Annotated in this window: 13 protein-coding genes; 2 read left to right on the top strand and 11 right to left on the bottom strand. The window is 42.0% G+C overall.

The features are described from left to right. Positions 1-95 precede the first annotated feature (95 nt). A complete protein-coding gene (locus ACFEL9_RS06770; RefSeq protein WP_385887488.1) occupies positions 96-1457 on the top strand; it encodes a phosphatase PAP2 family protein in 1362 nt (453 codons plus the stop codon). A 70-nt stretch (positions 1458-1527) separates the two neighbouring features. Here the strand turns inward: ACFEL9_RS06770 and ACFEL9_RS06775 are convergent, their stop codons facing one another. The 8 genes from ACFEL9_RS06775 to ACFEL9_RS06810 all read right to left on the bottom strand — a co-directional run bounded on the left by ACFEL9_RS06775 (position 1528) and on the right by ACFEL9_RS06810 (position 10133). Next, on the bottom strand, positions 1528-2244 hold the full coding sequence (locus ACFEL9_RS06775; protein ID WP_385887490.1) for a DUF4397 domain-containing protein: 717 nt from the start codon (positions 2242-2244) through the stop codon (positions 1528-1530). 258 nt (positions 2245-2502) lie between these two features. Beyond that, positions 2503-3210, bottom strand: a complete 708-nt coding sequence (locus ACFEL9_RS06780; RefSeq protein WP_385887493.1) for a hypothetical protein — start codon at positions 3208-3210, stop codon at positions 2503-2505. A 159-nt stretch (positions 3211-3369) separates the two neighbouring features. Then, positions 3370-5976 (bottom strand): MGH1-like glycoside hydrolase domain-containing protein, encoded by a 2607-nt coding sequence (locus ACFEL9_RS06785; protein ID WP_385887496.1) that lies wholly within the window; start codon positions 5974-5976, stop codon positions 3370-3372. A gap of 135 nt (positions 5977-6111) precedes the next feature. After that, complete coding sequence (locus tag ACFEL9_RS06790) at positions 6112-6735, bottom strand: class I SAM-dependent methyltransferase (RefSeq protein WP_385887498.1); 624 nt, start codon at positions 6733-6735, stop codon at positions 6112-6114. A gap of 46 nt (positions 6736-6781) precedes the next feature. Continuing rightward, positions 6782-7006 carry a putative antibiotic biosynthesis monooxygenase gene (locus ACFEL9_RS06795; protein ID WP_385887501.1) on the bottom strand — a complete coding sequence of 75 codons (225 nt, stop codon included), beginning with the start codon at positions 7004-7006 and terminating at the stop codon, positions 6782-6784. A 94-nt stretch (positions 7007-7100) separates the two neighbouring features. Beyond that, positions 7101-7958, bottom strand: a complete 858-nt coding sequence (locus ACFEL9_RS06800) for an AraC family transcriptional regulator (protein ID WP_385887504.1) — start codon at positions 7956-7958, stop codon at positions 7101-7103. Between the two features lie 175 nt (positions 7959-8133). Further along, positions 8134-8838 carry a DUF6320 domain-containing protein gene (locus ACFEL9_RS06805; protein ID WP_385887506.1) on the bottom strand — a complete coding sequence of 235 codons (705 nt, stop codon included), beginning with the start codon at positions 8836-8838 and terminating at the stop codon, positions 8134-8136. 11 nt (positions 8839-8849) lie between these two features. Beyond that, positions 8850-10133 carry a hypothetical protein gene (locus tag ACFEL9_RS06810; protein WP_385887509.1) on the bottom strand — a complete coding sequence of 428 codons (1284 nt, stop codon included), beginning with the start codon at positions 10131-10133 and terminating at the stop codon, positions 8850-8852. A gap of 120 nt (positions 10134-10253) precedes the next feature. Between ACFEL9_RS06810 and ACFEL9_RS06815 the strand changes: the two genes are divergently transcribed. Continuing rightward, positions 10254-11144 carry an alpha/beta hydrolase gene (locus ACFEL9_RS06815; protein ID WP_385887511.1) on the top strand — a complete coding sequence of 297 codons (891 nt, stop codon included), beginning with the start codon at positions 10254-10256 and terminating at the stop codon, positions 11142-11144. Between the two features lie 80 nt (positions 11145-11224). On the opposite strand, the gene ACFEL9_RS06820 is transcribed toward ACFEL9_RS06815, so the two are convergent. The 3 genes from ACFEL9_RS06820 to ACFEL9_RS06830 all read right to left on the bottom strand — a co-directional run bounded on the left by ACFEL9_RS06820 (position 11225) and on the right by ACFEL9_RS06830 (position 12784). After that, positions 11225-11572, bottom strand: coding sequence for a hypothetical protein (locus tag ACFEL9_RS06820; RefSeq protein WP_385887514.1), 348 nt, complete (start codon positions 11570-11572; stop codon positions 11225-11227). 35 nt (positions 11573-11607) lie between these two features. Next, a complete protein-coding gene (locus ACFEL9_RS06825; protein WP_385887517.1) occupies positions 11608-12342 on the bottom strand; it encodes a tetratricopeptide repeat protein in 735 nt (244 codons plus the stop codon). A gap of 181 nt (positions 12343-12523) precedes the next feature. Then, a complete protein-coding gene (locus tag ACFEL9_RS06830; RefSeq protein ID WP_385887520.1) occupies positions 12524-12784 on the bottom strand; it encodes a hypothetical protein in 261 nt (86 codons plus the stop codon). Positions 12785-12797 lie beyond the last annotated feature (13 nt).

Below are 12797 nucleotides of genomic sequence, written 5' to 3' on the forward strand. Positions count from 1 at the left end.
ACATGTATTGAAGATAGCTTTGAATAGCCATCATTCTCCTTCATTTGATGAAGTTCTTCTTGCGCCTATTTTTTAATAACCGAAAACCTTAAGCCATGTCTGCACCTTACCCATTCGTTTTTACCATAGCGAAACCGGTTTTAAGCATTTTACTTTCCGGAGTCTTTTTTTATGCCTTTTCACAATCTTCAAGAGATGTTGCTCATTGGAAAACCTGGGTGCTCAAAGACTTAAACCAGGTAAGTGTTGCCGCTCCGCCGGATAAAACGCAAACACAAAAAGAGCTGGCAGAAATAAAGGATAAAATAACAAAGCAGGATGAGAAGATATTGGGCCGGATACAATACTGGGATGCAGGCGCCCCGTCATACCGTTGGAATGAAATAGCTTGTCAACTCACCACTTTCGAAAATTTTACTGCTTTTACCCGGGAACCTGCTGCCTGGATGAATATGGCCATTTACGATGCTACTGTTGCAGCATGGAAAGCAAAATACAATTACCAGCGAAAACGTCCGGGTGAAATCACGTCTTCATTTAAGCCGGTAATCTCAGCTCCGGCTACGCCTTCTTATCCATGCGAACATTCCGTGACAGCGGCAGCAGCTGCACATGTACTTGCTTATTTTTTTCCTGAGAAAGCCGATTCAATATTGAAACTGGCAAATGAGGCAGCGCAGTCAAGAATTTACGCAGGGGTGCAGTTTCCCAGCGATGTGTCGGCCGGCTGGAAACTTGGCGAGCAGGTGGCGGCTATTGTGATTGAAGAAGCCAAAAAAGATGGATCGGATAAAGCCTGGAATGGCACTATGCCCAATGATCCGGGACTATGGCGTGGACCACATCCCGTTGGTATCAATGTGGTGGGCTTCAAACCTCTTGTGCTGAAATCTCCTGACCAGTTCAGGCCGCCTGCACCGCCGGATTTTGCAAAAGACATGCGTGCACTCAGGGAGTTTAAAAGAAATTTTAAAACAGATGAGCAGGCCCTTCGCTGGCATGCCCTCAGCGGGCTGGACTTCTGGACGGATCTTGCCAGCAAAAAAATATTTGAGTACCGACTCGACAGAAATACACCCGAATGTGCCCGGCTATATACGTTGCTTCATGTAGCATTTCATGAAGCAGCCATCGTCATTATGGATGCCAAATATGCCTATTGGGGAATACGGCCTTTTCAATACGACACCACTTACGTGCCATTAGTTCAAACACCGCCCTTCCCGGGTTATCCTTCCGGTCACGCCACAGCGTCGGCTACTGCGGCCGGTATACTTTCATCTTTTTTCCCGGCGGATGCTGTGTTTTTCAGAGCTAAGGCCCAGGAGTGTGCGGACTCAAGATTTTATGCAGGTATTCATTTTCAGACGGACAACGAAACAGGACTGAAGGTTGGCGCCAGTTTGGCTCAATACGTTATTGACACAAAAGGAAAAAAAGAGAATGCGGCAAAATGATTTGCCGGCATTTCCAGGTTTGTGTTATTAAAAAACGTGGTTTAAAATAATGGTGATAGCGGTCTCCTTTTTAATTAGCCCGCAGTAGCCCGATCGATAACTGGTTGGCGCCAGTGCCGCCTTCCAGGCCTTTTAAATAAAAAGTATAGGCATTGCCCGGCAGTAGATCTGTATACGTAAGAGTGGCAATTACCGTTTCAGTCCCGGCCAGCTTGATCTGTATGTCGTGGGTACCGGAAGTAGTGGCTGAAAATTTATTCAATGCGTCATAGCCGGTATTATCTGCGAGCATACGGCTGCTCTGCACTTTTATATTATCGATATAGATATCCACCGCGCCGGTGTTTGGGCTGGCATGAAAGAACCGATAATACGCTTTATCGTTTGTCAACGTCGAAAAATCATCCCTGATGCGGGTGGCGCTTGCCGCACCGCCTGCCTGCTGATTATAGATCAGCAACGTATAATAATTGAGCGAATCATACTCTGCCGGTGATATGGATGCAACGATACTATCCGAGCCTGCTTTTTTAAATATTACCGCAAAGGCGCCTTTATCCACCGCATTATAACCCGTGGTGACAGTGCCAGGAGCGAAGGAGGCATTGGATACTTTAGTTTCATTAAAAAAAACATCAAGGGAAGGTGCGGTGGGTGCGAGATGCATAATTGAAACATAGGCCGTGGCAGGCGGCTGGGTGATGTTGTCAGGCGATTTTAAACATCCGGTTAGTACAAGAACTGCTGCGATCATTGTACAACTCCATCCTAAGATATTGGGTTTCATTTTTTGTGACATTATCGTTATTGTTTATAAAATAAGGTACATCTTAAAAACAGGTAAATGACCTGCTGCGTAAAGCGGGGCAAAAATAGTATTCTTTTATGTATTGATTATTCGCAACCCGAATGACAGCCGCTTGCCAGGTTTCGTTGCATGAACCCGGCAACCTTTGTGGCGTGTTTGTGTGGCGATAACAGACCTTTTATTGGTTAACGTGTACACATGGAGCCAAGCATGTTGCCTGCATGTGCATCATTAGAATCAGTTCTTGGAACTAATGTGATAATTATGATATTCGTGCTTTGTTAAAAGAGAAATGACTGGCTCTACAACTTTGTACGGCAAGGTCCCTGCGCTAGTAACTACTATTTTATACGGATCAATGTTTTTTTTATTGTTACCAATGAATTTATCAAGCTCTGATATTTGTCTGTGAATGGTTCTTTTATTTAATAGTGAAGTTTCGAAAGAATTATCCAAAATTAAGATTACTAATACTGTCGAGTCAGTAACATCTATATCTTTTGTGAATGACTTTGTGCTTTGAACGATAATTGGTGATGTCTGAGGAAGTTTTCCATCAACTGAAACAAGCTTATAATTCTTGATTTTTTGCTCGGTTATTATGTCAAGTGTATTTACAATTTTCTCATAAGAAGTTATTGAGTCGGAGATGATACTTATTTTTTGCCTATTGATATCCTTTCTATTGTTTTTTATGAATGCTATTAATTCCTGCTCATTTGACCTGCGATATCTTGTTGCGTTAATCATTATTATATAACCGCTTTGAGTTAAATCAATGCAATGTTTGTAGTCCTGCGGGGATGCAATATCTTCTTTACCCATTTTGGGTTCAAAGAGCTTCAATGTGTCGTAATATATTTTTTCCTCTTTCGGCTGAACTTGTTGTCCGGGACAACTAGTCAAGAAGAATGTTAATAGAACTATGAGTAATGAAGTTTTCAAATTTTCAATTTAATATCTGTGTGATTTTTGCATTTCAGGCAACACGTTAATTTATGCTACAAGACCTGCTATTCAAAGAAACCCAGAAGTCGTAATGTTGCCTTTTAGCATTATACATTGATTGTTGTCGGGACAAACAAAGTTGCCAAAGATAATCAACTACTCTTCTTCATCCATCTCCAACAACAAATTAGCCACCAGAGCAGTCCACCCGGTCTGATGCGAGGCGCCCAAACCCTGGCCGGTATCACCATGAAAAAATTCATAAAACAAGTGATGGTCTTTGAAATGATCGTCTGTCCATTGGGGTTGATGAGGGCCATGATATTGAAATTGTCCTTTGTCATTCTGTTCAAAAATTTTCAAGAGCCTTTTGGTCAGTTGATTGGCAATTTGTTTCAGCGTAAGCTTGTTACCTGACCGGGCCGGAAATTCAAAAGTATAAGCATCCCCATAATAGGTATAATATTTCCGAATGGCATGAATGATCAAATAATTCAACGGAAACCAGATAGGGCCGCGCCAGTTCGAATTGCCACCAAACATAGCGCTGGAACTTTCCCCGGGTTCATACTGGATCACATAATTACTGCCCTGGTAACCGAACTCATAAGGTTTATCCTGGTAGCATTTTGACAGGGATCGGATACCATAGTCTGATAAAAACTCCGCTTCATCCAGCAGGCGTTTCAGCAAATGCTCCAGCCTGTCACCAATCATGATGGCAAAAAGATAATTGTCGTCCTTGTTCTTTTTTTCAATATCAGAAATGATACGGGTCAGATCGGGGCGGGTAAGCCGGATAACCTCTAACCGGGTATTAAACTCCCGCAGTTTTTCAAAAATGCTTTTGTGCATGATCTCTACGGCCAATAAAGGGATGATGCCTACCAGCGAGCGGATGCGCAATCGTTGGCTGGTTCCATTTTCAAATTGAATGGCATCGTAATAAAAAGCATCCTGGTCATCCCACAATGAAATGTCCTTTTTGCCAATATGGTGCATGGCCCAGCCGATATTCAAAAAATGCCGGAAAAACTTAGCTGCCGATTCTTCATAGGCTTTGTTGTGCTGTGCTAATTCCAGCGAGATGCGTAACATATTGATGGCATACATGGCCATCCAGCTGGTAGCATCGGCTTGTTGCAATTTTCGGATGCCCGGTGGCATATGGTTGCGGTCGAACACACCGATATTATCCAGGCCAAGAAAACCGCCCTCAAATATATCGGTACCGCTGGCATCTTTCCGGTTTACCCACCAGGTAAAGTTCATCAGCAATTTTTGAAACGCTCTTTCCAAAAAGTCCCAGTCAGGAGTACCTGTTTTTTTCTTATCCGCTTCAAACACATACCACACACTCCAGGCATGTACGGGGGGATTGACATCACTAAAGTTCCATTCGTAAGCGGGGATTTGTCCGTTGGGATGCATATAATATTCCCGCAGCACGAGCAACAATTGTTGCTTGGCGAAAAAAGGATCGACGTGGATGAAGGTGGCCGCATGAAAAGCCAGGTCCCAGGCGGCAAACCAGGGATATTCCCATTTGTCGGGCATCGCAATGATATTGCGGCAGGTGAGGTGTTGCCAGTCAAAATTTCGCTTTTGATGCCGGAAGGGAGGCTTCTCATGGGGTTCGCCAAACAGCCATTTAAACACGTCGAGGTAATAGAATTGTTTTGTCCATAGCAAACCACTGACGGAACTGCGCAATAATGAGCGATGATGGCCCGATAATTTTTTGGGTGTTAATTTTTCGTAATAATGATTGGTTTCGATCAATCGCTTTGCAACGATTGTATCAAAATCAGCCCAGGGGGCATCCAGTTCTGTTTTGCTCAGCCGAAGTTTATAAACTGCTTTTCCGCCTGCTGCTATTTCCTGCTGAAGCCAAATAGCGGCTTTGGTGCCTTCTTTTTTAGGGTTGACAGTATCCTCCCCGTTAACCACGTAGTTATTGATTCCGTCTTTCACATAGGCCGCCTCATTGGGCCGGTGATACATTCGTTCGTTGTTGGTTTCATTATCACAAAATAATTGTTCACCACCCTGGTGGTAAAAGAAAAAATTGCCATTACGTGTTGACGTGCTTTGCAGGCAGTTTGTTGAAACCGATGCAATCTTTGGTTTGCTAAAGCGGCCGTTATGATTCCAGAAATTACGAAACCAAAGATGGGGGAGCACATGAATGACAGCCGCCTCCGGTCCCCGGTTATACACCGTTATCTTCAGGAGTATATCATTGATATCATTCTTTGCATATTCGATGTAGCAGTCAAAATAGCGGTTCTCTTTAAAGATGCCGGTGTCGAGGAGTTCGTGCTCGGGACTATGGCGGCCTTTCTTGTTTTGCTGTAACAGTTCGAGGTAGGGATAAGCTTTGTGTGGGTACTTGTACAAAAATTTACAATAAGAATGCGTGGGCGAAGAATCCAAATGGAAATACAGTTCTTTGACATCTTCGCCGTGATTGCCTTCATTATTGGTGAGGCCAAAGAGCCGTTCTTTTAAGATCGTATCGTTGCCGTTCCAAAATGCAGGAGCGAGGCATAAGACCTGGTCGGCATCGCAAAAGCCGGCGATGGCTTCTTCGCCCCAGCGGTAAGCATAGCTGCGGGCCAGGTCATGGTTCACGAAACTCCACGCATGTCCTTCAGGGCTATAATCTTCGCGGACGGTACCCCACTGCCGTTCGGACAGGTAAGGACCCCAGCGTTTCCAGTTTTTATTATCGTCGGATTGGGAGAGGCGCACTTCTTCCATGCTAAATGCTATTAATCAGTTGAATCAAATATATGGCGTGCGCAATCGTTGCAATAAATATATTGATATTAAAAGAGTATAAAAAGTGGAATATTTGGCGGCTTATTTCCATTGATTTGAGGCAATAGCAACAGGCTATTTTTTTCGCCCGACAAATCTGATCACCGAAGCTTTCCCGTTATGAAACAGTCCTTCACTCAATTCAATTTCTTTTTCTGTTAGTTCCACTATCTCATAATTCGCAAAGTCCGACTTTATTTCGTCAATGGAGAATAACATAGCTATGTCTTTTGGCCCGCCAACTTTTTCGTTCTTCAAGATATAGTCAAGATGTTTTTTACTAAATGCTTCAAAAATAACAATGCCGTTCTTGCGCAAATATTTGTCAAGCGTCCGGTGGTATGATGATTTAATGCCTGCAGGAAAGTGTGCATAGATGAGTGCAATAGCGTCAAATTGTTCGGCCCTGTAATTCAATGCTGGTAATTCACCAACCTGGTAGTCAATCGTCACTTTATTCATTGCGGCAAGCCGAAGGGCTTTATTTTTCCCTTCCACGCTTATGTCAAAGGCTGAAACGGTCCAACCCAAATTGGCTGCAAAAATTGCATTCCGTCCTTCACCTTCTGCCGGGAAAAGTATTGTCCCAGCAGCTAGCTTCTCTAATTGTTCTTTTAAATAGTTGTTAGGTTGTTCGCCATACGCAAACTCGTCTTTACGATATCTGTCATTCCATCGCTCGATCCAGGGTTCATTCATGTTTTGCTGATTTATAGTTTTTATTAAATTATCACTAATTCCTGTTTTATCTTCTTTCTTTCTTTGAAGAAATCAGACGGATGATTGCATCTACAAAAGGTACACCCACAAATACTATCCAGGGAACTAATGACAACGTCAGCAATAAGGTTCGTTGATACAAGGGCAGGACGGATAGTGCTTCCCCAAATGTGTACAGAAACAGCGTGATGGACGGATAGATGGCAATCCAGATTTTTAATGAGGCGATTAATCTTGCTTTCATTTTCATAATAATTACTTTTTTGAACAATTATTTTATTTGTTCGTAAAAGTAACTACAGTAGAAAGCAGCATGATAGGACAAAAATGTAATTGTATTGGATTTATCTAAAGTTGTGCCTGAACGATTCAGGTGAATGCCCGGTTTGTTTTTTAAAGAACCGGATAAAATAAGAAACATCTTCGTAACCCAGGTGATCGGCTATTTGGGTTACCTGGTTAGATGTTGCAAGAAGATATCTTTTGGCCTCCAGGATAATATGTTCATCAATAAGTGCTGAACAGGTTTTACCTAGTGTTGCCTTGGTGATAGCATTTAGCTGGTAAGGGGTAAGATTCAGCCTGGCAGCGTATTGAGATACTTGTTTATGTTCAGCAATATGTGTCTCCAGGAGTTCTAAAAATTTCTCAAGACGTTCCTGTGTGTAAGGACTGACATTGTCCGGGGAGCGTTTATTATGTTGTCGAACCAGTTCGATAAATAAAATATCCAGGTTTGCTGTAATGACCTGCTGGTAGCTTTCCTGTTTGCCGGCATACTCCTGGAAAATATAAGTTAATATAGAAAGCAACTTTTTGAAGCTATCGGCATCAGGCTGATAAAAGTTCATACTACTGGCTCTGCGTAATAGTTGGTTTGATGACTTATCATGCGGGTAATAGAAATCAGTTTTAAATTCCACGAGGTAGCCCGTGCTTCCTGCTTCCAGGGTAAGTTGGTGTACCTGGCCGGGACGCATCAGGAAAACAGCATTGTCACAAACTTTGTACGGTGTAAAATCTATCTCATGATTGCCGGTTCCTTTTTTCAACGCAAGCAGGTAGAAAAAATCATGCCTGTGAAGTTCCTGCACCATATCTTTTCCGGCCAGCAGGTCCCTAACATCCCGGATGCTAAAGCTGCCGGAAAAAACCGGCTCTTTTTGCGTTGACTTAATGGACCTGATTGGGATGTTTTTCATTTTAACTTAATTAACGGAAAGGGCTTGCCGATACCCCGGCATTAAATTCCGTCAGCGTGGTAAGTTATTTCAATTGTTGATAAAAAAGTCATAGCTGAATAATTGTTTATCGGATATGATACAACAACAATAGCGGATATACACCAGGGCAAGGGAGATCTTATCGTTTTGCTCTTTATATGTGAAAAGTTTTTTTCAGACTCCTGCCTTTCTTTAACCTGAAGTGTACAAAAAGCAATACCAACACAACCGGTACAATACAGCCGCCAACAATGACACTCCACGTAAAACGAAATGCCTTCATTTGGTAATAAGACAGAATGGCTTCTATGCAAATGGAGAGAAGAGCGGTGCCTAAAAATGCCCAGGCGAGAAGGTTGATCCCTTTGTACTTTGATCCACGGATAATAGCTAGCATAACTGCCACAATCAAATTAGTCGCAAGAAGCAACGGAATCCCCAGTTGTATCGCCCAGCTCAAGCCGCCTGTGAGGGCATCAAGCACTATCATACTCACTGAAGACAAAACAAAACCAATCAGCATTTGAAGAAAACTGTTTTGCTGCGAGAATGCAAACAGGGAGATATAAGAAAAAATAATAAGGCTGATAGCGGCTGGGTATTCGGACCAGGTAATTTTTCGGTTGATAATAAAGTCAATGATAAATGTTGCTGCGATGGCCGATAAAAGAATGAGCGAGATGATCTCCCAGGTAAATTTTTTCTGGGGTTCGGTCAATTTGTTTCTGCCCGACATGGGTTGCGGCGGGTATAATGCGGTCTCTTCGTTTGTGCCATTACCTTTTACAGCTTGCCCGCATAAAGGACAATGCTGCATATCTGCCTCCAGCTGCACACCACAGTTTTTACAAATGATCATGAGCTGATACATTAAAGGGTTATCAATTTGACAGGGATCCCACGGCTTGTTAGAAAAGTAAAAAACTGTCTTTCCAGTTCTTTAGATGTCGTGATATTTCCAAATGTTAATACAAGTTTATTGCCGAAACCTACTACGCCGCAGTTGACCTTTAATATTTTATTAGGCGGCGGCGGAATAAATATGAATTTATCGATACGGTTATTTATTTCGGCGCCTAAATCAATACGTCCCAGGTTGGTGACAACGCCACTATATTGGCCGGTGCCCAGCGCATATAGCTTCGAAAGAAAAAATGATTTAATAAATAAAGGCAAGCCCCTTACAAATGAATTCTTTTCACCGCTTACATTTCTTGAGATCATTTTGCTGATGAGCTTCTCATCGGTTTCCAACTGCATCTGGTGATAAACTGTTTTGATAATCTCTTCAAAACTGTAGTGACCCAGGCGCATATCAATACCGGGGATCACATACAGTGAAAAATTGCGCATGGTACGGGAAGGAAAGATCCTGCGCAGGTTGACCGGTACTTCTATTCTTACTATTTTCCGTGCGGTGCGTTTTCTCAATGCAGTTTGCTGCTCGTAAATCTTTTGAAGAGAATATAAATACACAGCGGTAAGGTATTCCGTAAGGCTCACTTTATATTCTTTTGCTTTTTGTAAAATGGTCTCCAGCGAAATAATGGCGGTCAATACACCGAACCGGGGTATAGTGTTCAAATGAAAAGGAACATGAAATGCTGCCGGTATTTTTGGCGGTTTGGTATATATCTTTTTAAAGTAGCGTTTATAGGCATCTTCATATTCTTCTTCCGCCGGCGCTTCTTCCCGCCATAGAAAAGGAATGCCTGGCGGAACAGGAAACCCACATTTTTCAAAATAGGTGAGGAGGAGTGTTTTTAAAAATTCAAAAGCCCCGGTGGCATCTGTGAGGATATGCGAGAACTCAACACTAATAGTATTTTTCTTTGCCAACACTCTGAACAGGAGTTCGTAGTTCTCAAAGGCCCTGCAGGGTGTGGAATGGTCCGGCTCGGTGGCAATGGGGAGGTTTCCGGGTTCAAGATAGTACCAGAAAAAGCCTGCTTTGAGTTTTACTTTGTAATAAGGAAACCGATCTTCCAATGAATGAATAGATTCAATGAATTGTTTTGCTTTTATTCTTTCTTTTAGTTCAGCGCCTACCCTGAAAACAGAAGTAAGTTCATTGTTTTTTATAGCCGGATAGATCTTGGCTGCATTATCCAGCCGCAACCAGAAATCATTTATGTGCTGAATGTGGTCAGTCATGAGTCATTGTTTCCTGCAATAAATGGGTTGCTGCCCCCGGTAGTTTTGTACCTTCACTGCATGTATTAACAATCCCGTCGCTCCCCGCTGTGCTATTTCTAATTTATTAAATTATTCCCAGTGGCAAGTACGCAAAGCAAATTATTTAACCTCCTGCTGCGATTAGTTAATAAAAAAAGATACCTGCGAAGGCAATTAATTTCAGGCAAACCTTCTTTCTTTGATCGTCCCGAACCTACAAGGAGGGTGAAAAGAACCTGTCGTATTCAAAAGTTCCGGGTAAACGGCCGCAATGTTTTCACCCTGGCTCCCAAAAACAAACCAGCCGGCAATAAGCATATCCTGTACCTGCATGGCGGTGCTTATGTTCAAAACTTTAATATTTTTCACTGGAGGTTTTTAGCTCAGCTGGTACAAACTACGGGCTGCAGCATTACGGCTCCTGATTACCCGTATGCGCCTGCGTATAGTTACCAGGCTGCTTTCGACATGGTATCTAAGCTTTACCGGCAGTTAATTTCGAAAATTGATCCGAACGATTTCATACTGATGGGCGATTCCGCAGGTGGCGGTTTTGCATTGGCCCTTGCACAAAAGATGAGAGATGAAAATATCGTTCAGGCCAACCGTATTATTTTGCTTTCACCCTGGCTTGATATAACATTGACAAACCCCGGTATAGCCGGCATTGAACCAAACGACCGCTTTTTAGATAAGCAAAGTCTCATGCAGGCTGGTCAATTATATGCTGGTGATACAGATCGTGCTCATTATTTACTAAGTCCTGTTAATGGTTCACTCAATGGTCTTGGCAGAATTTCTGTTTTTATGGGATCGAAAGATATATTGGCGGCTGATACCAGAAAATTGGCGGGAATAGCGGCAGCCAGTGGAATTAAGCTGGACTATTATGAATATGAAGACATGGCGCATGCATGGATGTTCTTAAATTTTCCTGAATCCAAAAAAGCAAAGCGACAAATCTTTGATCTCGTTCAGCAAAGTATATGAAAGTGGCATTGCTGTTTTAACGAGGATGACTGACCGGGTTATTTTATGGGAACAGCATCACAGGAAAATTCAATAACCTTTCATAACCCAATCTTTTGTTTGGCAAAGATTAGTGCCAGTAAAATAATGAGTGAGAAAATTGTTCCAACCGGCAAATACCAAAGTGTGAGAATACTCAGCACAATTCCAAACGGATGTGTCCAACTTTGATTGGTCCATAAACTGTAAAGCCAGGTTAGCCAAAGTAATCCAAACACTATAAACAGCGGACCCAGTTTAAAAACGTCAATGTTAAGTTTGTAAAAAAGATTTGCCCAGGGACCGGGTTTTTCAGGGCCGATATATTTACCCTTAATCAGTACAAATATTCCATCAAGGAGCATATAGGCACCATTCAGAATACCGAGTATTGAAATTACTATTTTCATTTTCTATATCTGGCGGCAGGTTTTTATTGTTAGAGTCATCGTTTGCAACGTTTCTTTAGGTCGCTAGTATATTCTTCAGTTATTGGTTTTCCACCAAGCGCTACTGACTCATCATAATATCTCCAGGCGTTGACACAATCTTCAAGGTTCCAATGACAAATAGAAAGCTTGTAAACTGTATTAACATCTTTGGGGTTTAGCTTGTAGGATTTATTTAAATAATATACTGCTGAATCAATGAATTGTTTTGCCTGAGCCCTGGTGTCTTTGATTATATCATTTTTGGGCATTTGACTTGTCAAATAGAATTGCTCCATATAATAAGTAGCAAGGTCTGTCATCAGATGTGTGTTCATAGAATCAATAGATAGCCCATCCTCATATTGTTTTTTTGCTAAGTCATAGCGGCCAAATGCCATATAAATGGCACCATATCCCCAGAATATATCAGTATTTGTTGAATCTAGCAAATAAGCCTGATTGAAGCGATACATTGCGGTTTTGAAATCTGGGCGATAATAATATTGAAACCCTAAGCTAATCAGATGGTTTGAAGCCTCTCTCCGTGTCTTGAATTGCGGCAGTGCCATCATTTGCTTAATATAGTTGGAGTCTGATTTGATTTCCTCTTGCGTTTTTGGAAGATCTCCATAACGAGGCAATAGACGTTTGTTTGTTTTTGATTCCGCTTCCCATGTCTCAAAAGAGGGTTGAGCAAATGAAATAATTGTCAATAAGAACCCTAAAGCTGTAAATAGTAGAGATTTCATACAAAATGGCATGTAACACTAAATTTATGCTATTCTATTCAACAGTATGCTTTGTACCGTCAACTAACTAAGATGAGATGAGATGCGATTGAAGGAAGGAAAGAGTATTACCGCAGCGGGAGAACAGCTTGTCCGTTTATGTGGACCTGTTTTCTTACCAATGAAGCTTTAAAGAAGAGGATCAATGGGTGCGAGAGGGAGCCGGCGGTTTTTCATTCAATTGTATCAGCTCCGCAAATTCCGGTTCGAGTGAATAGAGCAAAGCGGGTAAACGTCCCTCGGTTATTTTCCAGTCGCCTGATTTATTACTGTGCATTCTGAATTTGATATCCTTTTCAGCCAGGTGGACTAAAATATGATACCAGGGGTCAAAACTTGAAGAAAGTACTCTTGTGAATTCAAAGTGATATCCCCTGAACGTTCTTGCCAAAAATTCTTTCATGGTAAAAAGTTTA

Source organism: Terrimonas alba, from assembly GCF_042434975.1.
Taxonomy (GTDB): domain Bacteria; phylum Bacteroidota; class Bacteroidia; order Chitinophagales; family Chitinophagaceae; genus Terrimonas_B; species Terrimonas_B alba.

Excerpts from the sequence above, each read along its gene's own strand:
- ACFEL9_RS06770 (WP_385887488.1), top strand. The coding sequence starts at position 96 with ATGTCTGCACCTTACCCATTCGTTTTTACCATAGCGAAACCGGTTTTA.
- ACFEL9_RS06775 (WP_385887490.1), bottom strand. The coding sequence starts at position 2,244 with ATGAAACCCAATATCTTAGGATGGAGTTGTACAATGATCGCAGCAGTT.
- ACFEL9_RS06785 (WP_385887496.1), bottom strand. The coding sequence starts at position 5,976 with ATGGAAGAAGTGCGCCTCTCCCAATCCGACGATAATAAAAACTGGAAA.
- ACFEL9_RS06790 (WP_385887498.1), bottom strand. The coding sequence starts at position 6,735 with ATGAATGAACCCTGGATCGAGCGATGGAATGACAGATATCGTAAAGAC.
- ACFEL9_RS06795 (WP_385887501.1), bottom strand. The coding sequence starts at position 7,006 with ATGAAAATGAAAGCAAGATTAATCGCCTCATTAAAAATCTGGATTGCC.
- ACFEL9_RS06800 (WP_385887504.1), bottom strand. The coding sequence starts at position 7,958 with ATGAAAAACATCCCAATCAGGTCCATTAAGTCAACGCAAAAAGAGCCG.
- ACFEL9_RS06805 (WP_385887506.1), bottom strand. The coding sequence starts at position 8,838 with ATGATCATTTGTAAAAACTGTGGTGTGCAGCTGGAGGCAGATATGCAG.
- ACFEL9_RS06810 (WP_385887509.1), bottom strand. The coding sequence starts at position 10,133 with ATGACTGACCACATTCAGCACATAAATGATTTCTGGTTGCGGCTGGAT.
- ACFEL9_RS06820 (WP_385887514.1), bottom strand. The coding sequence starts at position 11,572 with ATGAAAATAGTAATTTCAATACTCGGTATTCTGAATGGTGCCTATATG.
- ACFEL9_RS06825 (WP_385887517.1), bottom strand. The coding sequence starts at position 12,342 with ATGAAATCTCTACTATTTACAGCTTTAGGGTTCTTATTGACAATTATT.
- ACFEL9_RS06830 (WP_385887520.1), bottom strand. The coding sequence starts at position 12,784 with ATGAAAGAATTTTTGGCAAGAACGTTCAGGGGATATCACTTTGAATTC.